Annotated in this window: 18 protein-coding genes; 13 read left to right on the top strand and 5 right to left on the bottom strand. The window is 61.0% G+C overall.

Annotation, left to right across the window (positions count from 1 at the left end):
• Nucleotides 1-22 precede the first annotated feature (22 nt).
• From LRS06_RS06665 to LRS06_RS25340, 10 genes are all read left to right on the top strand, one after another.
• Nucleotides 23-955, top strand: a complete 933-nt coding sequence (locus LRS06_RS06665; RefSeq protein WP_257870771.1) for a phosphoribosylaminoimidazolesuccinocarboxamide synthase — start codon at nucleotides 23-25, stop codon at nucleotides 953-955.
• 54 nt (nucleotides 956-1,009) lie between these two features.
• Nucleotides 1,010-1,366, top strand: coding sequence for a nuclear transport factor 2 family protein (locus tag LRS06_RS06660; RefSeq protein WP_257870770.1), 357 nt, complete (start codon nucleotides 1,010-1,012; stop codon nucleotides 1,364-1,366).
• Nucleotides 1,367-1,383: 17 nt separating this feature from the next.
• Nucleotides 1,384-1,881: a GNAT family N-acetyltransferase gene (locus LRS06_RS06655; protein ID WP_257870769.1), complete on the top strand. Its 498-nt coding sequence runs from the start codon at nucleotides 1,384-1,386 to the stop codon at nucleotides 1,879-1,881.
• Nucleotides 1,874-3,160: a phosphoribosylamine--glycine ligase gene (gene purD / locus LRS06_RS06650; protein ID WP_257870768.1), complete on the top strand. Its 1,287-nt coding sequence runs from the start codon at nucleotides 1,874-1,876 to the stop codon at nucleotides 3,158-3,160. Before LRS06_RS06655 ends, purD begins: the two co-directional genes overlap by 8 nt.
• Nucleotides 3,144-3,761 carry a phosphoribosylglycinamide formyltransferase gene (gene purN, locus LRS06_RS06645; RefSeq protein WP_257870767.1) on the top strand — a complete coding sequence of 206 codons (618 nt, stop codon included), beginning with the start codon at nucleotides 3,144-3,146 and terminating at the stop codon, nucleotides 3,759-3,761. Before purD ends, purN begins: the two co-directional genes overlap by 17 nt.
• A gap of 60 nt (nucleotides 3,762-3,821) precedes the next feature.
• On the top strand, nucleotides 3,822-5,330 hold the full coding sequence (purF, locus tag LRS06_RS06640; protein ID WP_257870766.1) for an amidophosphoribosyltransferase: 1,509 nt from the start codon (nucleotides 3,822-3,824) through the stop codon (nucleotides 5,328-5,330).
• 130 nt (nucleotides 5,331-5,460) lie between these two features.
• Nucleotides 5,461-6,609 (top strand): AIR synthase-related protein, encoded by a 1,149-nt coding sequence (locus LRS06_RS06635; RefSeq protein WP_257870765.1) that lies wholly within the window; start codon nucleotides 5,461-5,463, stop codon nucleotides 6,607-6,609.
• Between the two features lie 633 nt (nucleotides 6,610-7,242).
• The gene (locus tag LRS06_RS06630; protein WP_257870764.1) at nucleotides 7,243-8,274 is read left to right on the top strand and encodes a porin; all 1,032 of its coding nucleotides are present in this window, start codon (nucleotides 7,243-7,245) and stop codon (nucleotides 8,272-8,274) included.
• 75 nt (nucleotides 8,275-8,349) lie between these two features.
• The gene (locus LRS06_RS06625) at nucleotides 8,350-9,279 is read left to right on the top strand and encodes an ammonium transporter (RefSeq protein WP_308239876.1); all 930 of its coding nucleotides are present in this window, start codon (nucleotides 8,350-8,352) and stop codon (nucleotides 9,277-9,279) included.
• Nucleotides 9,255-9,722, top strand: a complete 468-nt coding sequence (locus LRS06_RS25340; RefSeq protein ID WP_308239875.1) for a hypothetical protein — start codon at nucleotides 9,255-9,257, stop codon at nucleotides 9,720-9,722. The genes LRS06_RS06625 and LRS06_RS25340 overlap by 25 nt, the downstream gene beginning before the upstream one ends.
• A 39-nt stretch (nucleotides 9,723-9,761) precedes the next feature.
• On the opposite strand, the gene LRS06_RS06620 is transcribed toward LRS06_RS25340, so the two are convergent.
• From LRS06_RS06620 to LRS06_RS06610, 3 genes are all read right to left on the bottom strand, one after another.
• Nucleotides 9,762-10,298, bottom strand: a complete 537-nt coding sequence (locus LRS06_RS06620) for a hypothetical protein (protein WP_257870763.1) — start codon at nucleotides 10,296-10,298, stop codon at nucleotides 9,762-9,764.
• 259 nt (nucleotides 10,299-10,557) lie between these two features.
• Entirely contained in the window at nucleotides 10,558-10,773 is a 216-nt protein-coding gene (locus tag LRS06_RS06615) for a heavy-metal-associated domain-containing protein (protein ID WP_196955325.1), read from the bottom strand.
• A 255-nt stretch (nucleotides 10,774-11,028) separates the two neighbouring features.
• Nucleotides 11,029-13,761 carry a 4-alpha-glucanotransferase gene (locus tag LRS06_RS06610; RefSeq protein WP_257870762.1) on the bottom strand — a complete coding sequence of 911 codons (2,733 nt, stop codon included), beginning with the start codon at nucleotides 13,759-13,761 and terminating at the stop codon, nucleotides 11,029-11,031.
• 222 nt (nucleotides 13,762-13,983) lie between these two features.
• Between LRS06_RS06610 and LRS06_RS06605 the strand changes: the two genes are divergently transcribed.
• The 3 genes from LRS06_RS06605 (at nucleotide 13,984) to LRS06_RS06595 (ending at nucleotide 23,234) form a co-directional block, all read left to right on the top strand.
• Nucleotides 13,984-15,264, top strand: a complete 1,281-nt coding sequence (locus LRS06_RS06605; protein WP_257870761.1) for a DUF2268 domain-containing putative Zn-dependent protease — start codon at nucleotides 13,984-13,986, stop codon at nucleotides 15,262-15,264.
• Between the two features lie 410 nt (nucleotides 15,265-15,674).
• Complete coding sequence (locus tag LRS06_RS06600; RefSeq protein ID WP_257870760.1) at nucleotides 15,675-20,849, top strand: translocation/assembly module TamB; 5,175 nt, start codon at nucleotides 15,675-15,677, stop codon at nucleotides 20,847-20,849.
• Nucleotides 20,850-20,858: 9 nt separating this feature from the next.
• Nucleotides 20,859-23,234, top strand: a complete 2,376-nt coding sequence (locus LRS06_RS06595; RefSeq protein ID WP_257870759.1) for a BamA/TamA family outer membrane protein — start codon at nucleotides 20,859-20,861, stop codon at nucleotides 23,232-23,234.
• 113 nt (nucleotides 23,235-23,347) lie between these two features.
• Here LRS06_RS06595 and LRS06_RS06590 read toward each other — a convergent pair whose 3' ends face one another.
• Nucleotides 23,348-23,566 (bottom strand): hypothetical protein, encoded by a 219-nt coding sequence (locus LRS06_RS06590; protein WP_257870758.1) that lies wholly within the window; start codon nucleotides 23,564-23,566, stop codon nucleotides 23,348-23,350.
• Nucleotides 23,559-23,921, bottom strand: coding sequence for a hypothetical protein (locus LRS06_RS06585; RefSeq protein WP_257870757.1), 363 nt, complete (start codon nucleotides 23,919-23,921; stop codon nucleotides 23,559-23,561). The genes LRS06_RS06590 and LRS06_RS06585 overlap by 8 nt, the downstream gene beginning before the upstream one ends.
• Between the last annotated feature and the right edge of the window lie 41 nt (nucleotides 23,922-23,962).

Genomic DNA, 23,962 nt, shown 5'->3' with positions numbered 1-23,962 from the left:
GCGCCTGCTGCTAACCTGTTGTATGAACACCCTCAACCACTTCGATACCCCCCAGCTCCAACTTCTGCACCGCGGCAAAGTTCGTGACTCGTACCGCGCTCCTTCGGGCGAGCGTCTCATCGTGGTAACTGACCGCCTCTCGGCGTTTGACTCGGTGCTGGAAACGCCCGTGGCCCACAAAGGCGCGGTGCTGAACGGGCTGGCCGCTTTCTGGTTCGACAAAACTCAGCACATCATCCCGAACCACGTGATTTCGCTGCTCGACCCGAACGTGACGCTGGCTAAGGAAGCCGAGCCGATTCGGGTGGAGATGGTAGTGCGGAACTACCTCACGGGCTCGATGCTACGCGGCTACCAGCAGGGCCAGCGTACCTTCTCGGGCGTAACCGTTCCGGACGGCCTGACCAAGCACCAGCAATTCCCCGAGCCCATCGTGACGCCGACTACCAAAGAGGAGTCGGACCGCGAGATTACGCCGGAGAACCTGGTGGCGGAAGGCTGGGTGTCGGCGGACCTGTACGAGAAGATGCGGGTGAAGTCGCTGGAGCTGTTCAACTTCGCTTCGCAGTGGATGGCGGAGCGCGGCATTATCCTCGTGGATACCAAGTACGAGTTTGGTTTGCTGGATGGGGAACTGATTCTGATTGACGAAATCCACACGCCCGATTCGTCGCGGTTCTGGAGCGCCGAGGACTACGCCAGGAACCCCGAGACGGCCGAGCAGATGGACAAGGAGTACGTGCGTCAGTGGCTGATTGCCAACAAGCAGGACGGCCAATATCCCCGCGCCCTCACCCCCGAAGTATCTGCTGAAGCTACCCGCCGCTACCTCGATATCTACGAGCGTATCACGGGCGCCCCGCTACCCACCGGCGACGAAACCACTACCGGGGGCGACGTGCAAGCCCGCCTCGTGGGCAACCTTGTGCGCGCTGGCATTATGAAAGAAGCCTGAACTGCGGGTGCTGTAAGAACAAAACCAATGGACGCTGCTCAACAGAAACAACTAGTGCAAGATTACATCGAAGCGTACAACCGCTTCGATGTGGATGGCATGCTGCGCCATCTGCACGAGAACGTGGTGTTCCGCAATATTTCCGGCGGCGAAGTTAACCTGACGACTACTGGCAAAGAAAGCTTCCGTCACCAGGCCGAGCAAGCCAGGCAGTACTTCTCCCAACGGGAGCAGCGCGTTACCAATTGGCAAGTAGCCGACCACCGCATGGAAGTGCTGATTGACTACACCGGCGTGGCGGCCATCGAGTTTCCCAACGGCCTCAAACCTGGCGACACATTGCAGTTGCAGGGCAAAACCGTTTTTCAGTTTGCCGACGGGCTGATATCTTCCATTGACGACATCAGCTAAGCCTACGACAACTCCCGATGACCACCGCTACTGCCATTGTGCTTGAAGTTTCCTCGCCCCAAGCGATGGAAGCGCAGCCCTTGCTCGACGCCTTGTCGGAGCAGCTGGGCGCGCGCTTTGGCAGCGACGGGCGGGCTTCGTTTACGGAGTGGCGGCAGGATGACCCTCGTTACATCTTTCTGCTAGCCCAGCAGGATGGTGAAGCCGTAGGGTGCGGCGCGGTGCGGCCTATAGTGGATGGCATTGGCGAGGTGAAGCGCATGTTTGCCAAGTATCCCCGGCGGGGAATAGGAGAAGCGGTGTTGCAGCAGTTGGAAGCCGAAGCCCAACAGGCTGGCTACACCGAGCTGTGGCTCGAAACGCGGGTAGCCAACACCGAAGCCTGCCGATTTTACCTTAAGAATGGCTACCAGCGCCGCCCCAACTACGGGCATTATATTGGCCGCGACCATTCTGCTTGCTTCGGCAAATTTCTGACACCTACTGACGCAGCCGAGTTACTTTCTCATGACTAGTTCTCCCAATAAACCTATCGTACTCCTCGGTGGCGGGGCCCGCGAACATGCCATGGCGTGGAAGCTGACCCGCGACGGCGCCACCGTGCACGTGCTGCCCGGCAACGCCGGCATCCCGAACAGCCACCCCGAAATCAGTGCCACCGACTTCCCCGTCATTCAGCGCTTTTGCGAAGCCAATGGCGTGAGGCTGATTGTAGTAGGACCCGAAGCACCCCTGGCGGCGGGCGTGACGGACTACTTTGCAGGCTCTGATATCCGCGTGTTTGGCCCCTCGCGGGCCGGCGCTGTGCTGGAAAGCTCCAAAGTGTGGTCAAAGGACTTTATGCGGCGGCATGGCGTGGCTACGGCTATGTCGTGGCAGTACCGGAGCGACAAGTTGACCGAGGCCCGCGCCAAAGCTACTGAGCTGGATGGGCAGGTGGTAGTGAAGTTTGATGGCCTGGCCGCTGGCAAAGGAGTGTACGTGTGCTCCTCCATCGAAGAAGCCCAGGCTGCGCTGGATGATCTGCAGCAGCAGCACACCGGCTGGTTTTCGTTTCTGCTCGAAGAAAAACTTACCGGTCCCGAAATCAGCATCATCGGCGTGACGGATGGCAACCGGGTGCGGCTGCTGGCCCCGTCGCAAGACCACAAGCAGCTGCTGGCCGGCGACCAGGGCCCGAACACCGGCGGTATGGGTGCCTATTGCCCCGTACCTTTCTGCGACGACAACGTGCTGGCCGCCATCCGCACCAGCATCGTGGACCCCACCTTGCGCGGCTTGCAAAACGAGCAGTTCAACTTCAAGGGCTTCCTGTACTTCGGCATCATGCTCACCCCGCAGGGCCCGAAGCTGCTGGAATACAACGTCCGCCTCGGCGACCCGGAAGCCGAAGTATTGCTGCCGGCCATGGAAAGCAGCCTGCTCGAACTCATCGAAGCTACCCTCGACGGCAAGCTGCAGCAAACCACAGTCCGCCAGCGCCGCGGCTGCTACGTGGGCGTGGTGCTGGCCTCGGGCGGCTACCCGGCCGCCGAATTCCCTACCGGTTTCCCTATTACGGGCCTCAATCAGCTGCATCCCAGCATTCTGGCTTTCCACGGCGCTACCCGCCGCCAGGATGGGGAGCTGCTGACCAGCGGTGGCCGGGTGCTGGTACTTGTCGGGCACGGGGAAGAGCTGGAAGACGCTGTAGCTCACGTGTATCGGGAAGCAGAAAAAGTTAAATTCAAGGATGTATACATCCGCACTGATATCGGCCAACGGCCGGAACCCGTCCTTGTCGGCAACTGGTAACCATAGCAACCGCAAGCAGCGCCTGGCCATTCTGCTGTCGGGCCGGGGCTCCAACATGGTGGCCCTGGTGCAGGCCGTGCAACACGGCGTGCTGCAGAATCTGGCTGAGGTAGCCGTGGTGTTCAGCAACAAGCCCGACGCGCCCGGTTTGGAAACGGCGGCTGCCCTGGGGTGTCCGACGGCCAGCCTCAGCAGCCAGGGCCGCAAGCGGGCGGAGTTTGATGCCGAAGTAGTAGAGGTGTTGCAACAGTATCAGCCCGACTACGTGATACTAGCCGGCTACATGCGCATTTTGTCGCCAACCTTTATTCGGGCGTTTGCGGGGCGTATCCTCAACATTCATCCCGCCGATACCCACCAGCACCAAGGGCTGCATGCCTACGAGTGGGCTTTTGAAAATCGACTGCCGGAAACCAAAATCACGGTGCATCTGGTTGATGAAGGCCTGGATACCGGCCCTATCCTAGCCCAGCACCCCGTGGATTTGCGCGGGGCCGATACCCTGGCGGAGGTAGAGCGCCGCGGCCTGGCCGTGGAGCATATGCTGTACGCCGATACCCTAGTGGCACTGGTCACGAAGGACCGCAAGAAAACCCATTAGCCCACCCACCACCCAACCGCAGCGGCCTGGCAACGGGCAACTGGCAACTGACAACTCACCATGTGCGGAATAGTAGGTTTTTACGGCCCCGATGACGTCGCCCACGACATCGTATTTGGCTTGACGGCGCTCCAGCACCGCGGCCAGGACGCAGCCGGCATTGCCACCTTCGACGACAACTTTCACCTCTGCAAAGGCAACGGGCTGATTTCGGATGTGTTTAAGCCCAAGCAGCTCCGGAAGCTGAAGGGCAACATCGGCATTGGCCACGCCCGCTACACCACCCAGGGCTCCAACGATGCTGAGCTGGCGCAGCCGTTTACCACCAGCTACCCCTTTGGGCTGTCTATGGTGCACAACGGCAACGTCATCAACTTTCGCCAAGCTGCCAAGCGCCTGCACGAGAAGTACCACGTGCTGCCCAAGACCAGCAACGACCTAGAGCTGATCATGTACACCTTCGCCTCGGAGCTGCGCCTGAAAAACCTCGATAACCTTTCCGTAGTCGATATTTTCGACGCGGTGGAGACGACGCAGGAGCTGGTGAAGGGCGCTTATGCCACCATCACCGTCATTGCCGGGCACGGTTTGCTGGCCTTCAACGATCCGCTGGGCATCCGCCCTCTGGTGCTCGGCCGCCGCGACACGGAAGCCGGGCCCATCTACGCTTTTGCTTCGGAAAGCACCTGCTTTGATTACCTGGGCTTCGAGTTTATCAAGAACGTAGGTCCCGGTCAGGCGGTGTTTATCGACAAGGACTTCCAGGTTCACTACAAAAACCCGTACAGCCTGCCAAAGAACTTCTGCGTGTTCGAGCACATCTACTTCGCCCGCGAAGATTCCACTATCCACGGGCGCCTGGTGGCCCGGGAGCGGGTGCGGCTGGGCAAGATGCTGGCCCGCAAGGTCATTGAGTCGGGCATTCAGCCGGATATGGTGATTGACGTGCCCTCATCGGGGTACTTTTCGGCTTCTGGCCTAGCCGAAGCCATTGGGGTGCCCTACCGCCGGGCCATGGTGAAGAACAACCACATGGGCCGCTCCTTTATCGTGAGCAGTCAGGCTGGCCGCGAGGACATCGTCAAGAAAAAGCTGAACCCCATCCGGGAGTTTGTGGAGGGCAAGAAGATTGCCGTGGTCGACGACAGCATCGTGCGCGGTACTACCTCCCGGCGCATTGTGCGGATTCTGCGCGAGGCCGGAGCCGAGGAGGTGTACTTTATTTCCAGTGCCCCGCCCATCATTGCGCCCTGCATCTACGGCATTGATATGGCCATGAGCACCGAGCTGATTGCGGCCAACTACACCGAGGAGGAAATCTGCCGCTACATCGAGGCCGACAAAGTGATTTACCAGTCGATTGAGGACCTGCAGGAGCTGTTTTCGGAAGACAAGGGCCACGGCGGCAGCTGTTTCGCGTGCTTCACCGGCAACTACCCCACCGGCGACGTAACCAAGTACCTGCGTCACATCCAGGAAGAGCGCCAGAGCCACCGCGGCGACAAGAAAGGCGACTCTACTGTGGTGCCTTCCGTCAGTGCCAAGGCCCCTGCGCCTACCGAGCATTAAGGGAGAAGTTAGAAGTCAGAGCATAGAAGCAAGAGTCGTTTGGGCCACGTTGCAGGCCGTAGGACTTAAGCCAACAGTATCTGACTTTCAGCCATTCTAACTTCTAACCTCTAACCTCTAAGTTCTTTACATGAACGACCTCAAAGCCACCGCCGGCTACTCCATCGAAGAAGGCAACGCAGCCTCCAAGAACGCCTACCACTGGGCCCAGAAAACCTTCTCGACCCGCGCCGGCAAACCTGGCGAGCCAGCTCAGGACCTAGCGGGCGGCTTCTCCAACGAAATACGGTTTGGGGCGGAACGGCTGGGCATCGGTTCCGACGGTATCGGGACCAAGATTGAGGTGGCTGAGCGCCTGGACCGCTACGATACCCTGGGCTACGACCTGATTGCCATGGTAGCCGACGACCTGGTGGTGGCCGGCTTCATCCCCACCAACTTGTCGAACATCATCGACGTGAACACGCTCAACTACGAGGTGGTGGATGAGCTCATGCGTGGCCTGCACGACGCGGCCCAGTTCAGTCAGATAGCCGTAACAGGCGGCGAAATTGCCGAGCTGGGCAACCGTATCGGCGGCTACCCCGGCGCCCGAATGAACTTCAACTGGTGCTCCACGGCCGTGGGTGTGCTGCACCCCAGCCTGGAGCGCCCTTTGAGCGGAGCCAACGTACGCGCCGGGCAAGCTGTGGTGGCACTTCGCTCACCCTCTTTCCGCTCCAATGGCTATTCTTTGGCCCGCCGCGCCCTCACCAAAGCTTTTGGCGAGAAGTGGCACGAAGCACCTTATGGTGGAATCAAGAATGCAGAACTAAGAACCAACGAAGGTGGGGCTAACAACCAGCAACTGACAACCGACAGCGCGAAAACCTGGGGAGAGGTGATGCTGGCACCTTCGCTCATCTACTCACCCGGCGTGGCAGCGGTGCTGGATGCTGGCCTGTCCCTGCACGCGGCCGCGCACATCACCGGCGGCGGTATTGCCGATAACTTCAAGCGCGTCCTTAAAAACGGGGTAGGAGCTGAGCTGACCAATCTTTTCGAGCCATTGCCCGCCATGCGGCAGCTGGCCGAGCTGGCCGGCATCACACCTACCGAGGCCTACCTCTATTGGAATATGGGCAACGGAATGCTCCTCGTTACCGACGAAGACCAGGCCGAGGCCGTGGTTGGAGCTCTGCGCAGCCACGGCTACCAGGCGCAAGTGGCCGGGCGCATCACCCAGGAAACGGATGTGGTACTACAGGTAGGCGCCGGCGAGTTGCGCTACGAGGCCTAGAAGAATCAACAATCGAGTTGCTGCTGTACCAAGCAGCTTGGTACCGCTGATACCAACTGAACAACCTGAGCCCGCCTCAATTTTCTGCTGAAGCAGAGAGAAGAGGTGGGCTTTTTCATGTTCATGCCTATTAGGCTCAGGAGAAAATCGGAAATTAGAAGTTTAAGAAAATGGCCCTGTTTTGAAAGGGGGTATTCTGGCATATGATGTTTATTTGATAGAATTGATATAAAATTTGAAGGGGTGTTTGCTTTTTAATATGCTGTTTATCTATATTGTGCCTATAATATGAGAGGCAAGAAATTCAGGCGCCGGCCAGATATATACTTCTCTCGAAACTATTCGCTCTGATTACCTCCCCCAGGCTACACCCACCTTGGTTTGCGGAGAGAGGCCACCCATTGTTTTGGCCCATACTGGTACTGCAGGACCAGTCAGCATTTTTTTGAACAGAGTACGCTTGCCGTTGGCAAGGACGGGCCCGGGATGCGCCGGCACTCGTTCGTCTGCCGCCACGGAAGGTGAGAGTCAATGTTTCAGCCGCCCCAAGCATCGCTTAGGGCTTGCGCTGCACTGCCGTGTGTCCCACTCTTAATCTCCGAAAGTATGTTGCTTTTTACTGCTGCATTGGCTATGTGTGCTCCCTTGGGCGGTACTCCGGCCGATTCTACCGCGCCGGCTGCGTCTCCTTACAAGCTTTCGGGCTATGCCGATGTGTATTACCGGTACAACTTCCAGAACCCCCAGGAGGCCCCGTATAACAACCTCACCAGCTTCACCAACAGCCACAACTCCTTTGAGCTGGGCATGATTTCGTTGAAAGGCGAGCATACTATTGGCAAAGTAGGGTTGGTGGCTGATCTGGGCTTTGGGCGCCGCGCCGAAGAGTTTTCCTACGCCGACGACAACACGCGCTTTATCATCAAGCAGCTGTACGTCACGTACGCGCCCACCGCCAAGCTCAAACTCACGGCCGGCAGCTGGTCCACGCACGTCGGGTACGAGTCGGTAGACCCGTATCTGAACCGTAACTACAGCATGAGCTACATGTTCTCCTACGGTCCGTTTTTCCATACGGGCGTGAAGGCCGACTACCAGCTGACGCCCAAAACCACGCTGATGGCCGGCTTAGCCAATCCTACGGACCTGAAAAGCGCCAGCGCCATGCCCAAAGTGCTGATCGGGCAGGTAGGCACCAGCTCGGCCGACGACAAGATCAAAGCCTACTTCAACTACCAGGGCGGCCGCCAGCTTGATTCGTTGCGCCTGCAGCAGGGCGACCTGGTGCTGACGTACGCGTTTTCGCCCCAGTTCAGCTTCTCCTACAATGGTACGGTGCAGTACCGGAGCGAGCGGACGGAAACCGGCTGGCAGAAAGGCACCACGTGGTGGGGCTCGGCGGGCTACGTCAACTTCGATCCGGCTACCTGGCTGGGTCTTACACTGCGGGGCGAGTATTTCTCCGACCGCAAGAATGTGCTGGGCTTCGACAGCAACATTTTTGAAGGTACCCTTTCTGCTAACCTGCGCAAAGACAACCTCACCATCATTCCCGAGCTGCGCATCGACAGCAGCCAGCAGGGTGAGGGCCTGTTCGTGAACAAGGCCGGCACCCTCCATCGCTCCACGGTAAGCGGGTTGCTGGCAGCCGTGTACAAGTTTTAGTGCCCCGCCTGCCCCGGTAACTCAGGTCTTCGTCGCGCTTTTTCCATCGTTCCAAACCCAATCAACTTTCTCTTTATGGAAACTACCCTCTCTACCAAGCCCAGGTTAAACTACGGCACGCTGCTGCTGATAGTGCTGTTCGTGCTAAGTGCGGTGGCTGCCTTTGTGCCCCTTCCGCACCCATCCGCTGCGTCGACCGATGCGCTGAACACCGCCGACATAGCCTGGATGCTCACCGCCTCGGCTTTCGTGCTGCTTATGACGCCGGGCCTGTCGTTTTTCTACGGCGGGATGGTGCGGCCCAAAAACCTGATTTCCACCATGCTGCAGAGCTTTGTGGCGTTGGGCGTGATTTCGCTGGTATGGTACTTCGTGGGCTTCTCGCTGGCGTATGGTGACTCCTGGAATGGGCTGATCGGTAACCCGCTCACATTTGCCATGCTACGCAACGTGGGCACGGCCCCGCACCCTACTTTGTCGCCAGCTATTCCGTTCGTGCTGTTCTTTGCCTTTCAGCTGAAGTTTGCCATCATCACCCCAGCGCTTATTACCGGCTCATTCGCCGAGCGGGTACGCTTTAAAGGCTACCTGGCGTTCATCATCCTTTTCTGCTTGTTCATCTACTGCCCACTGGCCCATTGGACCTGGCACCCCGAGGGCTTCCTGCGCAAATGGGGCGTGCTCGACTTCGCCGGCGGCACGGTAGTACACATTTCAGCCGGTATTGCGGCACTGGCCGGCGCAATGGTCTTGGGGCCTCGGCGGGCACACCGCGAAACGGCTTTCTCTACTCCCAATGTACCCTTTGTGCTCCTGGGTACGGGCTTGCTGTGGTTTGGCTGGTTTGGCTTTAATGCCGGCTCGGCCCTGGGCGCCAATGAAATGGCAGCGCTGTCGTTCGTGAATACCAACCTGGCCTCGGCCGCCGCGCTGGTGGTGTGGATGCTGCTGGAAGTAAGCCGGGGGGCAAGCCCACGGCTATGGGCGCCTGTATCGGTGCGGTAGTGGGCTTGGTGGCTATTACGCCGGCCGCCGGCTACGTCGACTACGGGCAAAGCATCCTGATTGGTGTGGTGGGCTCGGCCGTGAGCTTTATGGGCGTGAACTGGAAAAACCGCACAACCCTCGACGACACGCTCGATGTATTTCCCTGCCACGGGCTGGGCGGCATCGTAGGGATGATTCTGACGGGCGTTTTCGCCGCTAAAGTAGGTTTGGTGAATGGTACGGCTACCGTGTTCGGCTACCACATGCTGGGACTGGCCATCGTTATTGCCTACACCTTCGCCGTATCATGGGCGTTGCTGAAGCTTACCGACAAGCTGTTCGGCCTGCGCGTGAAAGTGGCCGACGAAGAACTGGGCCTCGACCTGAGCCAGCACGAGGAGTCCATCTACCACGTCGACGAGGAGTTCGAGAAAACCTACCGCAAGGAACTGGTATCGTAGGCCTGCAGTGGCGCGGTCGGCTGTTTGTTGGCCGCGCCGCTAGCGGGTTACCAGGTCCGGGCCCTCGGCGTGCATCGCCTGATGCAGGCTTTCGAGCAGCTGCTGGAGGCGGGCGTGGATTTCGGTTAGCTTACGGGTGCGGTACTTGCTGGGCCGCGTGTACACAAGGCTTTCCAGGCGCTGCGTAATGGTGCCGGGGCTGTGCTTGCCGGCCCGGGCAAAACCGGGTTGGGTGTACGTAAGGTCGGTGAGGTGATATGTATAGGCTCCATCTTCTACGCGTATCGTCAACTGCCCGGTGTAGTTTTCCAGTCCATGGCGGCTGTCTACGCGCATTTTCATAGTGCCGGTTTCGGGGTTGCAGCGCCGAAGCGTGGCCTGATACGGCGCGGAGCCGGGCCAACTCTGGGCCCGCTCCAGCAGCTGGGCGGCCGTAGCCGCTTTCGGCACGGTGCCCGTGTACAGTACCTGATGGGTGCGCGCATCCAGCGGGAGCGGCGAAAACTGGAAAGGTGTTTCCTGGGCCACTGCCCAGCTGCTGGCCAGCAGGCCAAACACCAGAACAAGGTATTTCATGGGTGGGTAGTAAGCAGATGATCGGTACGAGAACCAAAGAAAAGGTATACGCGCCAAACATCCGTTAGGTAATGCCCGCACCCGTTTTCGTGCAGCAATTGTTACCAGCTGCCCTACAGAGAAGCAGGCACCTATCTGTGCGTGGCCCCACATCAGCCCCTGCGAGCCAGACGGACACCACTCACTCCCATTTATTTCCTGCTTACAACAAGCCCCGGACCTTTGCAGGCCGGGGCTTGTTGCGTTGGGACCGGAGCCTCTAGGCGGCCAACGGCTCGATATCGAACCCGGCCTGGGCTACGGCTTTCATTACCTGTTCGGGAATAACATTCTCACCTTCCACCGTCAGAACTTTGGCGGGGTTGCTGGTATCCACGCTCCACTTTTTCACCGTGGGCTCGGCGTCGAGAAACGGAGTAACGGCCCGCAGGCAGTTGGCGCAGTTGATGCTGGTTTTGAATTGAAGAGTAGGCATATAAAACGAGGCTTTTAGGCTGCGGCAGTAATTTAAAGTTACTGCCAACGGCGAATGAGGGTGAGCTGTTTCAACAATGTAACAGCCGCAAAAGTAGCTGTAGCGTTACACTCAGACGGTACAGGCTTTGGCTGGTAGTGTATAGATTTCTGCTTCCAGCCAGTGTCAACCTGGTTCTGTCCCAACGAACAGGAGGAAGTGTAAGCCACCATTTGCAGCTCACACTTCCTCCGCTAACTACGCTTCCTGCGGCTCTTATCCCTGCGTCCGGCCGCTCTGACTCACCAGTTGCTCCAGCTGCGTGTTGAAGCCAGCGGCAGCTACCAGCTCCTCCAGGGGCAGGTGCAGGCGGTATTTCCAGAAGTGCTGCGGGTTGGCCGGTACGTTGATCTGCTCTTCCTGCGGGTTCTGGCGGCGCAGGCTGCCATCAATGGCCAAGAGGTCCTGGATAGGGAAGATGGCCCACATGGCCGGGGAGTAGAGATGCTGTACCAGAATTTCGCGGGCCACCCACGGCTCGCAGAACAGCGGCGCCTGCTCACCCCAGTGGCCCAGCGTCTGCTCGAAGAAGCGCTGGGTTTTGGTTCGGTCTTCCTCCCACCAGCCACGCACCGTGCTCATATCATGGGAGCCGGGGCTCACCACCGACAGGTACGGGGCGGCACCGGGGTGGCCGAACTCGGTTTTGGGGTCAGCGGGCATGCGCTGGATGTTTAGGCCCAAGATGCCCAGCGCCTTCATCACCCCCGGCACCGACTCCGGTACCATACCTAGGTCTTCGCCACAGATCAGCATATCGGTGGCGTAGCGCACAGCCGGCAGCTTCACCAGACCCTGGCGGCGCCAGAACTCCTCGTGGCGGCGGTAGAAGAAATCAAGGTACAGGTCCCAGAGGCGCGCGCGCGTTTCGTCGTCGAGCTCCCGGAAGGAGTAGGTGTGCTGCAGCGTGATGCGCGGGTGCAGGTACTGACCGTAGGTGCCGTGCTCTTCCAGGAACAGCACTTCATTTACGAGGCGGTAGAGCCCGTCGCGCACACGGCGCAGATGGTCGGCGTTGCCGGGCTGAGCCTGGAGCTTTTGCCCGAACACGGCTTCGATCTGGCGCTGGGTGCGCACGTGGTCCTGGAACCGGAACGACTCATAGCCCGACTCCTCCAGAAACTCCTGGCGCACGGCGTCGGCATCGTCGCCGAAGATGTCGCGCAGCATGTGCCAGCGGATGTATGGCTCACACAGGCGCTGGTAATCGAACCAGCCCAGACGGGTAGCTACCTCGTCGCGGTGCAGGGGCAGGGCAGGGGCAAAGCGGCCGAGCAAGCCTTCTACTGAATCGCCTTGGATTTCCCAGATGCGGAAAAAGCCCAGAATGTGGTCGATGCGTAGGGCGTCGAAGTAGCGGGAAAGATGAGTGAGGCGTTGGCGCCACCAAGCGTATCCGTCCTCGGCCATGCGCTGCCAGTTGTAGGTTGGGAAGCGCCAGTTCTGGCCCGTAACTGAAAAATCGTCTGGTGGAGCGCCGGCCTGGCGGTCCATGTGGTAGAGCTCAGGCTGGGTCCAGGCATCCACAGAATGGCGGTAGATGCCAATGGGCAAGTCGCCCTTGAGCACCACGCCGTGGTAGCGGGCATACTCCACGGCCGTGCGCAGCTGCTTGTCGAGGTGAAACTGCGTGAACAGGTGCAGGCCGTACTCGTCGAAGTCCGGGGCGTCGAAGTTGATGATCTGCTCGTAGCCGGGCGGCGTACGAAACTCCTCGGGCCACTGCTCGAAGTCGGCCGTACCGAACCGGTCCCGCCAGGCCGAGAAGGCGGCGTAGGGCACCAGCCAGCTTTGCTGCTCAGCCAGAAACTCCCGGAATTCCGTATCGGCCAGGAAAGCGGCTTTTTCCTGTTGATACAGCAGGCGGGCATAGTGCCACTTGGCGTTCATCACCGCCTCGTAGTCCACGAAGTCGCGCTGGTTTAGCTCGTCGCGGAGGCGGTGGAGCTCCTGCTGCTGTTCAGGGCTGTTGAGCGGGGCAATGGCCTCCAGCGACAAGTACATGGGGTGCAGGGCAAACACCGATATAGCGGCGTAAGGGTAGCTGTCGACCCAGGCGTGCGTGGCGGTAGTGTCGTTGATGGGCAGGATCTGCACCATCTTCAGGCCAGTTTGCTTGGCCCAGTCCACCAGCAACTGAATATCGGTGAACTCGCCCACCCCCAGACCGGCCTGGGTACGCAGGGCAAAGACCGGCAACGCCACGCCCGCCCCGCGCCAGGGCCCGGTGGGGTAGCGGAAATGTTCGTCGTGGCGCACGCGCAGGGTGTGCTTCTCGGTAGCCGGGCTCAGGACGCGGTTTTCCCCGCTTTCCAGCTGCACCACTTTCTTTTCGGCCGGGTCCCAGATGCCATACTTATAGTAGACGGGGCGGCCGGCATCTTCCAGAGCCACGTCGGCTTTCCAGGTAGGGTACGCCTGGTCCGAGAGCAGCACGGCTTTGTGGGCTTCCCAGTTGCCCAGCGCCCCATCGGAGCCCAGGATGCAGAGCTGGTGGTTGGTATCCACGCGGGGCGCCGGTAGCTGAAAGCGCACTACGGAGTCGGCCAGGCGGGCGGTAGGGCGCGGGGCAGTGTCCGTACCAGGGCGGCGCATGAGGGCGCGGGTGAAGGCGGCCGTGAACAGCTCGTTTTCGGGCTGGGCCGGGGCGCGCCAGTAGTCTTCCAGCACCACGCGGGCAAACTGACTTTCGGCTACGTGCTCCTGGCGGTTGGGGCCCCACTCCCAGTGCGTGCCGCCGTCGCGCTCATCCAGCAGCAGGTACTTGTATTCCACCGTCAGCTCGCCGTCGGGCACGGTTATTTCGCGGGCCCAGAGGCCGGTGTCGGGCTGGTATTGTAGCGGCAGGGCTTGGTCGGTCTGCCAGTTGCCCAGCTCGGGCAGGTTGCCGCACACCGCGAAGCGCTGGCCCCATTCGGTGCGAAAAGGTAAGGTAAACTGAAGCTGCATAGGGAAAGCGGCTGAAACCGGAAATGAGGCCGAAAGATAACAGGCGAAGGAAGGCCGATGACAACCCCGGCCGGAGAAAACCCCACATCATACGGGAAAACCGCCCGCCGCAGCCCGGCCCCATGGCGCAAGCCTCACATAAACGGGTGAAGCTTATTGCAATGCCTCAACCGGCGCCAGTACTTTAGGGCATTCTTCGCGCTTTCACCGTTCCGCTCTTCTATGAAACCTGTTCTCTTCGCCCTGGCTACCGCTGCCTGCCTTATTTCTTCCCGCGCCCTGGCTCAGCGCCCGTTGTCCATCGATTCGCTGCTGGAGGTGGCCCAGAAGCAGTACCGCGACAAGCAGTACCCCGCCAGCGCCGCTACCTACGACCTGGCCACCCGCCAGAAAGCCGCCACGCGCCGCCAGCGGGCCTCAGCCCTCTACAACGAAGCCTGCTGCTACGGCCTGCAGGGCAACGCGGCCAAAGCCTACCAGTATCTGAACCAGTCCATCAAAGCCGGCTTCGACGACGCCAACAACCTGCGCAACGACACCGACCTGGCCTTGCTGCGCACGCGGCCCGACTGGGAAAAGCTCATCCGCCGCACCGCCGCCAACCGCCGCATCATCAGCCGGCCCGAGGATGTGAAGCTGGTTTCCTCCGACATCGACCACTTCTGGCAGGCCTACGACCGCGCCCAGCGCGATACGGCCCACGCCGCCCGGATTTATCAGAAATACTACTTCGATAAGGCCTCGGTGGGGTTGCAGGACTATTACAGCTCCCGCATTTACACCGTGCCGCGCTTTGTGCAGGGCATCCGGCGCAAGCCCCAGTTCTACGCCTCCATCCGGCCCACTACGCTGGCACTGGAGGGCCTTAAGCCCCGGGTACTGGGCTATTTTCAGCGGCTGAAGGAGCTGTACCCGGCCGCTACGTTTTCCGACGTGTACTTCCTGATTGGCGGCTACCACTCTGGCGGTACGGTAAGCCCCTCAGGCCTGCTGCTGGGTACCGACCAGGCCGCTGGTGGGCCGGGCGTGCATACCAATGAGCTGAACATGGTGCAGCGCAACCGCTTGGCGCCCATTGAAGAGCTACCTATTGTGGTAGTCCACGAAATGATTCACAACATCCAGCTGGGTGCCAACGGCACGCTGCTGCACGGGGCCATCAACGAAGGCATGGCTGATTTTCTGGCCGGGCTGGTAAGCGACACGAAAGGCGCCAATGGCCGTCTGTTTGCCTACGGCGACGCCCACGAGAAGCAGCTCTGGACGGAGTTTGAGAAGGAAATGAACGGCAAGGACTGGGACCATTGGATTGCCAACTCCCAGGAGGAAACCGCCGAGCGGCCCTGCGACCTGGGGTACTACATCGGCTACAAGATCTGCGAGGCCTACTACCAGCAAGCTGCCGATAAAAAGCAGGCCATAGCCGATATGCTCAACCTGAAAGATGCCACCGCCTTCCTGGCCCAGAGCGGCTACGCTCAGAAAGTGCTGAGCCGGAACTAGCAACCTGTCTAGCACGCTGTCATACTACGGGGAGAAGGATGCCGCATCCAGGAATATTAAGGTAGCAGCCTGTCGGAATCTTTGCTGGCATAAGCCAGCGAGGGTTCCGGCAGGCTGCTGCTTTATAGAGCACAAAGAGCCGGGCTTATTTCTGTCCTATTTAGGCCAGGGCCTGCTATGTAGCCACAGGCTACAGAGTCTAGAGGCAGTCTAGAAGGAGTCGAGAAGCAGTCTGGAAGCAGCATCTGGCTATAGTGCAACCTGGTAGAAGATTGGGGTAGCGAAGCAGGTAGGATAAGGGCTTATTCAGAGTGCCGATAAACAGGGAGTTTAAGCCCGACCCTAACCCCGAAGGCCAAAATTCCGTTGGGAAGGCCGAAACCCTTCCAACTTTCCGCATTATCAAGTCTTTGTCTACTCCCGTTCGTCGCGCGCTATACGTTGTGCTCGGGCTGCTGGCCTTTGTGCTGCTGCTCGTTGTTGGGGTTATTGTGGCCCTGCAGTTTCCTTCTGTTCAGGACTTTGCCGCCCGCAAAGCAGCCGGCTACCTCCAGGATAAGATCGGCACGGAGGTGCGTATTGCCAAGTTCCGCACCGACTGGCGCCACGGCCTGGCGCTGGATGGCGTGTACCTCGAAGACCAGAAAGGCGACACCCTGCTCTCGGTAGGCAAGCTGGCGGTGGGCATCGACCTGTGGGCGCTGACCAAATCCCAGATCAACGTGAGTAACGTGGAGCTGGTGGATGGCACCGTGCACCTCAGCCGCACCGAGCCCGACTCCGTCTACAACTTCGACTACATCCTGGCCGCCTTTGCCACCGGCGACACCACGACCACCACGGCGGCCGACTCCACGGGTGGCTTCAAGTACGACATCGGCGACGCCCACCTGCAGAATATCTACCTGACCTACAACGACCAGGTAGACGGCATGAGCGTGCGCACCCGCGTGGGCGACCTGGCCGTGGCCATGGATGAAGTAGACGTGGACCGCAGCATCTACCGGGTGGAATCGGCGGCGCTCAAGAACACGGCCCTCGACATCACCCAAACCAAAGTGCCGCCGGATACGCCCGCCGAGCCGCTCACGCTCACCTTCGGGCTGGGCAAGGCCACCCTCGACAACGTGGCCCTCAACTACCGCAACGACCCTTCGCGGCAGTACATCAAAACGCGCATCGGGCAGGGCGAAGTCACGGCCGATAACATCGACCTCATCCGCCAGCGCATCGACCTGAACTCGCTTACGCTGCGCAACTCGGAGCTGGCTTATGCCCAGAATGAGAACGTGCCGGTGGCGCAGCGCGTCATCAACCCCGCCGAAACGGTGCAGAAGCTGGACTCGGCCGTGACGCAGACCACCGGGGCGCCAACCTCCTGGCGCGTGAGCCTCAAGGAGTCCGACATCAGCGGGCTGCGGTTTGCCTTCGACAACGTGGACGAAAAGCGGCAGCGCACCCGCCTGGCGGCTATGGACTACAACCACCTGCTGTTCGATTCGTTGGCCTTGCGCACCCGCAACCTGGTGTACACCGAAAACCGCACCACCGGCCGCATCGATCTGCTGCGCGGGCGGGAGCAAAGCGGTTTCCGGGTGGATAAGGCCCAGGCCAACGTGGTGTACGACTCGGTGCAGATCCGTCTCGACGACCTTGACCTGATTACCCCGCACACCCGCATCCGCCGCACCCTCGCCATCGGGTTCGACTCGCTGGGTATGCTCTCGGACATGAAGCAGGTGGGCAAGATGCGCCTGGAAGCCGACCTGCGCAATACGCGCCTGGGCTTCCGCGACATCCTGTACCTGGCCCCCGACCTCATCACCGAAAAGCCCTTTACCAGCGGGGCCAACCAGTCGGTGCTGCTGAGCGGGCGCGTGAACGGGCGCCTGAACAACTTCGCGCTCAACGATCTGGAAATTGTGGGCCTGCGCAACACCATCGTGCGTGGGTCGGGCCGCATCCAGGGCTTGCCGAACACCGACGGCCGCCTCTACACCGACCTGAACATCCGGCAGCTGACCACCTCTAAGCGTGACCTGAATGATATTCTGCCCGCGGGCCTCATTCCGGAGGACGTTATCAACCTGCCGGACCGTGCTACGCTAAGCGGCACCGTGCGCGGCCGTCCCACGGCCAACGACCTGGCCCTGAACCTGCAGGCCAACACCTCGTATGGTGGCGCTACCATTGCCGCTACCATGAAACCGGGACCAGTGGGCCGGGAGCCATTCAACGCGAAGTTTAACCTGCAGAACTTTCAGCTGGGCAAGCTGCTGCGCCAGCCCGATATTGGCCCCATCACGGGCAGCGGCACCTACGCCGGGCGTGGCTTCGACCCCGAAACCATGCAGGGGCAGCTCACGGCCAAGCTCACCAAGGCCCGCTACGGGAACTACACTTACAGCAACATCGACGCGAAAGTGGGTATCCGCGGGCAGCAGTACGACATTGATGCCCGCAGCACCGGCGACGCCAATGCGGCCTTTGCCATCAAAGGCACCGTGGATTTGCGTAACCCCAACGCCCCGCAGTACGCCTTCAGCGGCAACGTGCAGAGCCTGAACCTGACCGCCCTGGGCTTCTACTCGGGCGGCTCCCTCCGGGTGCAGGGCAACCTTGACGCCAACCTGCGCGGCTCGGACCTGAACACGCTGAACGGCACTGTGAAGGGCACCGGCGTGGCCATCAACCTCAACAACCAGCTGATTCCGCTGGATACGCTCAATGCCCGCTTCCTGCAGCAAACCGGCCGCACGGAGGTAGACTTTGCCTCCAGCATCCTGCAGGCTACCATCCGGGGCAATACGCGCCTGGGCGACATGATAACCGAACTGCAGGGCCACATCGACCGGTATTTTGACCTGCCCGGCATCCAGTACCGGCCCAGCACGGCGGCCCGGCAGTTCACCTTCGATGTGACGGTGCCGCAGTCGGGCACGAAGCTGCTGCCTAAGCTGCTGCCGGGCCTCACGCGCATCACGCCCTTTCAGGCCACCGGTGCCTACGACAGCCGCGTGGCCTCACTCACAGTGCGTTCCGACGTGGCCCGCATGCGCTACCAGGGCATCACCTTCGACTCGCTGAAGCTGCGCGTGGGCTCCGACCCGCAGAAGCTCGACTACTCCGTGGTTCTCGACCAGGTGCGGCAGGATACCACACTGCGTATTCCGAACCCTTCGATAGTGGGCAGCATTGCCAACAACCAGATCGGCACGCGGGTGCGCATTGCCGAGTCGGACTCGGTGGAGCGGCTGAATCTGCCGGGCGTATTGCAGGTGCTCAATGGCGGCGGCGCTTACCAGTTCAGCTTCGGCCAGCAGATTATGGTAGATGGCAAGGAGTGGTCGGCTCTGCCCAACAACTTCGTGCGCTATACCACTGCCACGGGTAACATCGAAGCCCAGAACGTGCGCCTCTCCCGCAACGGGCAGACCGAGCGGTTTTTGGCGCTGCAAACCCTGGCCGGTCCCCGCAACCCGCTGCAGGTGCAGATCGGCAACTTCGACCTCTACGCTCTGGGCCGGGCCGCCGGCCTGCAGGACTCGCTGGTGGGTGGGCGGCTCAATGGCGAAGCCGTGGTGTATAACCTGGGCCGCACGGGCCAGGCCTTCACCGCCGATATGGATCTGACGGACTTCGCCTATAACAAGTACATTCTGGGCAACGTGGCGCTACAGGCCGTGAATCAGACCGCCAACCGCTACGACATTGTGGCCTCGCTCACGGGTGGGCCCGACCAGAACGACGTGCTGGCGACCGGCTACTACCTGGGCTCGGGCGAAATTTCCCTGGACGTGGACCTCAATCAGCTCCAGCTGAAAACCATTGAGCCCTTCTCGGCCGGGCAGCTGCGCGAAATGACGGGCGCCCTCAGCGGACCGCTCACCATCCGGGGCACTACCACCAACCCGCAGCTGCGCGGCAACGTCCGGTTCCGCGACGCGGGCTTCACGCTTTCCCAGCTGGGGGCACCCTTCCGGCTCTCGGAAGATGAGCTGGTGCTGGATGAGCGGGGCCTGCACTTCGACAACTTCGCCATTATCGACTCCCTGGGCAAAAAAGCCATTGTGGATGGCTACATCGTGCCGGCCCGCAGCCTGGCCGCGGTGGGGCAGTACCGCCTTGACCTGCGGGCCACGACCAACAACTTCCTGGCCGTGCAAAGCACTCGGCGCGACAACCCGCTCTACTACGGTAAGCTGTTCGTAGACTCCGACACGCGGGTGAGTGGCTTCCTGTACCGGCCGCAGGTGCGCACCCGCGCCACCGTGGCCGATGGCTCCGACCTGACCGTGGTAGTGCCCTCCGACGACCCCGTGGTAGTGGAGCGCGAAGGCATCGTCATCTTCGTGGACAAGGACGCGCCCAAGGTGGACTCGGCCCTGGTGCGCGAAGTGGCCGACATCGACTCTTCCCTGGTTGCTACGGGTTACGACGTGCAGGCCAACATCACCGTAACGGACCGTACGCCCTTCACCGTGGTGATTGACGAAGCCTCCGGCGACAACCTGCGGGTGCGGGCCGAGGGGCAGCTGGATGCCAAGCTGGATGAGCGCGGCGCCCAGACGCTGGTAGGCCGCCTGAACGTGACGGATGGCCAGTACAAAATGTCGCTCTACGACCTGGCCGAGCGCAAATTCGTCATTGGCCAGGGCAGCTACCTGGTGTGGACCGGTGACCCGTACAACGCCCAGGTGAACGTGTCGGCCATTTACAAGGTGCAGGCCGTGGCCGCCGACCTCATTGCCAACCAGCTGGACGGCGACGCTACTTTGAGCAATCTGTCCCGCAACCGCCTGCCCTTCGAGGTGTACCTGAACGTGACCGACCAGCTGCTCAAGCCTACCATCGGCTTTGATATCCGGCTGCCCGAAACCACCACCGGTGCCGTTGCCGAGCCAGTGCGGGCCAAGCTGGAGCAGCTGCGCCAGCCCAGCCAGACCAACGAGTTGAACAAGCAGGTATTTGCCCTGATGGTGCTGGGCCGCTTCCTGGCCGACAACCCGCTGCAGAGCACCTCCGGCCCCGGCACCTTCGTGGGCAATCAGCTGCGGGGCTCGGCCAGCCAGGTGCTCACCGACCAGCTCAACAACCTCACCGGGCAGTACCTGGCCGGCGTAGGGCTGGAGCTGGGGGTGAATTCCTATACGGCCGTAGAAGGCAGCGGGGAACAAACCAACCGCACCGACCTGAACGTGGCCGTGCGCCGCCAGCTGTTCAACGAGCGGGTGACGGTGCGCCTGGGTACCGATGTGCCCCTGGGTGGCAATTCCGGCAACCAGCTTTCCCAGGGTAGTGCCTCCACCAGCCAGTTTGCCGGCAACGTGAGCGTCGAATACAACATCCTGCCTGATGGGCGCCTGCGCCTGCGGGCCTTCCGCGACAACGCCTACCAGGACATCGACGGGCCGTTTGCCCGCACCGGGGCCGCCCTCATCTTCCAGCGTGACTACAACAGCCTGCAGGACCTGTTCGCGAAGCCACCAACGGAAGTGAAAGAGGCCGTGCGCACCGACCGCCGCGCCCGCCGCGACGAGCGCAAGGCCGAGGCTGACACGCTCAAGAACAACGCCCTGAACTAAGACCACAGATTGACACGGATTTTTGAACGGATGACGCAGATGCAGTCGAGGGGTGCTCTTATTACTTCAACCCGTACCGGGCGGGCCGGGCTGCGGCTGGGCTTGCTGCTGGCCGGGCTATGGCTGGCTGGGTGCAGCGGCACGCGCTTCGTGCCCGAGGGCGACAAGCTCTACACGGGCAGCACCGTAAAGCTGAAGTCACCCTACAGCATTCCGCGCGAGGCCGAAATTACCACCGAGCTGGAATCGGTTATCCGGCCCAAGCCCAACGCCTCCATTCTGGGGCTGCGGCCCAAGCTGTACTTCTGGCACATGGGCCAGGGCAAAAAGAAGGGCCTGGGCAAGTTTCTGGCCGACCGCTACGGCGAGGCACCCGTGCTGCTCAGCCAGATAGATACCACCAAGGTGAAGGGGCTGATGATCAACCGGCTCTACAACAACGGCTACTTTGCCGCGCCCCAGGTGTCGAGCCCGGTAAAGGCCAAGAGCGCCACGGCGGCCATCGACTACACGGCCAACATCCAGCGGCCCTACACCATCAAGGAAATTCACTTCCCGGAGCGCGACACCCTGGTAGACCGCGACATTCGCAAAACCCAGGCTGCCAGCCTGCTGAAAGTGGGCGACCCGTACAACCTGAACACGCTGATAACCGAGCGCACGCGCATCGACGACCAGATGAAGCAGCACGGGTACTACTACTTCTCGCCCGACTACCTGCTCTACGAAGTCGACAGCACCCAGCACAACCAGGTGAACGTGTTCATTAAGGTAAAAGGCTCGGTGCCCGAAAACGCGGTGCAGCCCTACGTGCTCAACCGCGTGACGCTGAACACCCGCTACGACCTGACGGATACCACCACCCGCAACAACGCCATCATTTACCAGAAGTACCGCTACGTGCCCGATGAAAAGGTCTTCAAGGCCCGCGCCATCACGGGGGCCACGTTCCTGTACCCCGACTCCCTGTACCGCCGCCGCCGCCACGACCAGACGCTGAGCCGCCTGATGAGTCTGGGCACCTTCAAGTTCGTGGATATCCAGTTTCGGCCCACCCGCCAGAAGCCCGATTCCCTAGGCTATGGCTTCCTGAACGCCTACGTGCGCATGACCCAGCTCAAGAAGAAGTCGTTGCGGGCCGAGGTGCAGCTGGTAAAGAAAACCAGCGGCTTTACCGGGCCCGGCTTCACGGTGCAGTACCGCAACCGCTCGGCGCTGCGCGGGGCCGAGCAGCTGCTGGTGAACCTGGTCGGCGCCTTCGAAACCCGCACGGGCGCCGCGGCCACCGACCCCGATACCGGGGAAAAGCTGCCGGTTTTCGGGCTCACGTCCTACGAGCTGGGCGTAAACGCTCAGCTCCTGGTGCCGCGCTTTATTGCCCCCTTCGACATCAAGCTCAGGGAATCCGACTTCCAGCCGCGCACCGTGTTCGGGGCCGGCTACAAGTACGTGACGCGCCAGGACTTCTTCCGGGAAGACTTCTTCAACCTGAACTACGGCTACAGCTGGAAAACCAAAATCACCAACCAGCACGACTTCAAGCCTATTGACCTGCAGTACATCCGGCTGGCCGATACCACGGCCACCTTTGGGCAGCTGCTGCAGGATCGGCCGTTTCTGGCGGCCTCGTTCCGGCAGCAGTTCATTCCGGCCAGCTCCTATATGTACACCTACAACACGCAGGTGTATGAGCAGCGCCGCAACCAGTTCTACTTCAACGGGGGCGTAGAAACCTCCGGGTTTGTGGCCAGCCTGCTGGGCAAACCCAACGCCGCGGGCCAGAAGGAAGTGTTTGGGCAGGAGTTTTCGCAGTACGGGAAGTTTGATGTGGAAGTGCGCAACTACTACCGCATCACCCCCGACCCCAAAAGCGGCAACAAAATAGCCACCCGCCTGCTGGTGGGCCTGGGCATGCCTTACGGCAACTCCCGCGTGCTGCCTTACCTGAAGCAGTACGGCGCGGGCGGCCCCAACAGCGTGCGGGCCTTCCTGCCCCGGGAACTGGGTCCCGGCACCTACCGGCCCACCAATACCTCGGAAAAAGTAACCCGCTTCTACGACCAGGTAGGCGACGTGCGCGTGGAGGCCAACGCTGAGTACCGCCAGGACTTGTTTCCCTACGTGAAGGGTGCCGTGTTCGTGGATGCCGGCAACGTGTGGCTCGTGAACCCCGACCCAACGCGGGCCACACCTGACGGGCGCAATGGGCAGTTCCAATTCAGCTCCTTCTTCAAGGAGCTGGCCGTGGGCGCCGGTGTGGGCCTGCGTATCGACATCGAGTTCATTGTGGTGCGGCTGGACGTGGCTTACCCGTTGCGGGCTCCCTACGGCTCGGGCGGCAGCAAGTCGTTCGTGCCCAACCTGGCCATCGGCTACCCCTTCTAGCGGTGAAATACTGAGTTTAAGGGCGTGTATCCCAGCGAGCAGCTGCATGCCATCTGCTTAAACAATACCTCACGCCCCAAGATGGACCGAGCGTGCTACCGAGGTCGTTGGCGTCACGGCTGTTGCCGAAGGCGGCGCCGCAGCTTGCGGAGCTGGAAGCTCTGTGCCAGGCGTACGGCCACCAGCAGCGTGAGCAGCCCCGGAATAAAAATCAGCAGCACCCACGTGTTGGCTTCTGGGTAGGAAGTGTGCGTCAGGTTTGCCAGATTCACCATGAAATCGGTGCAATACCAGAAGGCCTGCCCGGCCAGATCTATCAGCTCCTTACGCATGGCGCAGCCGGGAGCGAAGGTGCCGGAGAGTTTGCCGGTTGCGCAGAGCTCCGTAGGTGAGCCAGACCAGCAGCGCGGGCGTCAGACCCAGGTAGAAAGCCAAGTTCATAGCCTCGTAATACTTCCGCCCACCCGATGCCAACCCTCGAACGGTAGCGCTATACAGCGGCCGCAGCCGCACGTAAGCCGGACTGTTGGCGGCCGTGGCGTGCGGGCAGGCATGGTAGTAGCAATAGCGCGTGCAGTAGGCTGCCCGGCGCGTGGTAGTAGGTGGGTGGCCCGTGGAGTTGACGTATACCCCGAAGGCCAGTGGCAGCAAGGCCAGCAACAGGGTAAGTAGAAGCGGCCGCAGCATAGTGCAAGAGATATAGCGCAGTAAGGAGAGAAGACGAAGAA

Origin of the sequence: Hymenobacter sp. J193 (assembly GCF_024700075.1) — a bacterium.
Lineage (GTDB): Bacteria > Bacteroidota > Bacteroidia > Cytophagales > Hymenobacteraceae > Hymenobacter.
This window is presented reverse-complemented; position numbering and strand designations above follow the sequence as displayed.

Coding starts and splice junctions, on each gene's coding strand:
- LRS06_RS06665 (WP_257870771.1), top strand. CDS start 23: ATGAACACCCTCAACCACTTCGATACCCCCCAGCTCCAACTTCTGCAC.
- LRS06_RS06655 (WP_257870769.1), top strand. CDS start 1,384: ATGACCACCGCTACTGCCATTGTGCTTGAAGTTTCCTCGCCCCAAGCG.
- purD (WP_257870768.1), top strand. CDS start 1,874: ATGACTAGTTCTCCCAATAAACCTATCGTACTCCTCGGTGGCGGGGCC.
- purF (WP_257870766.1), top strand. CDS start 3,822: ATGTGCGGAATAGTAGGTTTTTACGGCCCCGATGACGTCGCCCACGAC.
- LRS06_RS06635 (WP_257870765.1), top strand. CDS start 5,461: ATGAACGACCTCAAAGCCACCGCCGGCTACTCCATCGAAGAAGGCAAC.
- LRS06_RS06630 (WP_257870764.1), top strand. CDS start 7,243: ATGTGTGCTCCCTTGGGCGGTACTCCGGCCGATTCTACCGCGCCGGCT.
- LRS06_RS06625 (WP_308239876.1), top strand. CDS start 8,350: ATGGAAACTACCCTCTCTACCAAGCCCAGGTTAAACTACGGCACGCTG.
- LRS06_RS25340 (WP_308239875.1), top strand. CDS start 9,255: ATGGGCGCCTGTATCGGTGCGGTAGTGGGCTTGGTGGCTATTACGCCG.
- LRS06_RS06620 (WP_257870763.1), bottom strand. CDS start 10,298: ATGAAATACCTTGTTCTGGTGTTTGGCCTGCTGGCCAGCAGCTGGGCA.
- LRS06_RS06615 (WP_196955325.1), bottom strand. CDS start 10,773: ATGCCTACTCTTCAATTCAAAACCAGCATCAACTGCGCCAACTGCCTG.
- LRS06_RS06610 (WP_257870762.1), bottom strand. CDS start 13,761: ATGCAGCTTCAGTTTACCTTACCTTTTCGCACCGAATGGGGCCAGCGC.
- LRS06_RS06605 (WP_257870761.1), top strand. CDS start 13,984: ATGAAACCTGTTCTCTTCGCCCTGGCTACCGCTGCCTGCCTTATTTCT.
- LRS06_RS06590 (WP_257870758.1), bottom strand. CDS start 23,566: ATGCGTAAGGAGCTGATAGATCTGGCCGGGCAGGCCTTCTGGTATTGC.
- LRS06_RS06585 (WP_257870757.1), bottom strand. CDS start 23,921: ATGCTGCGGCCGCTTCTACTTACCCTGTTGCTGGCCTTGCTGCCACTG.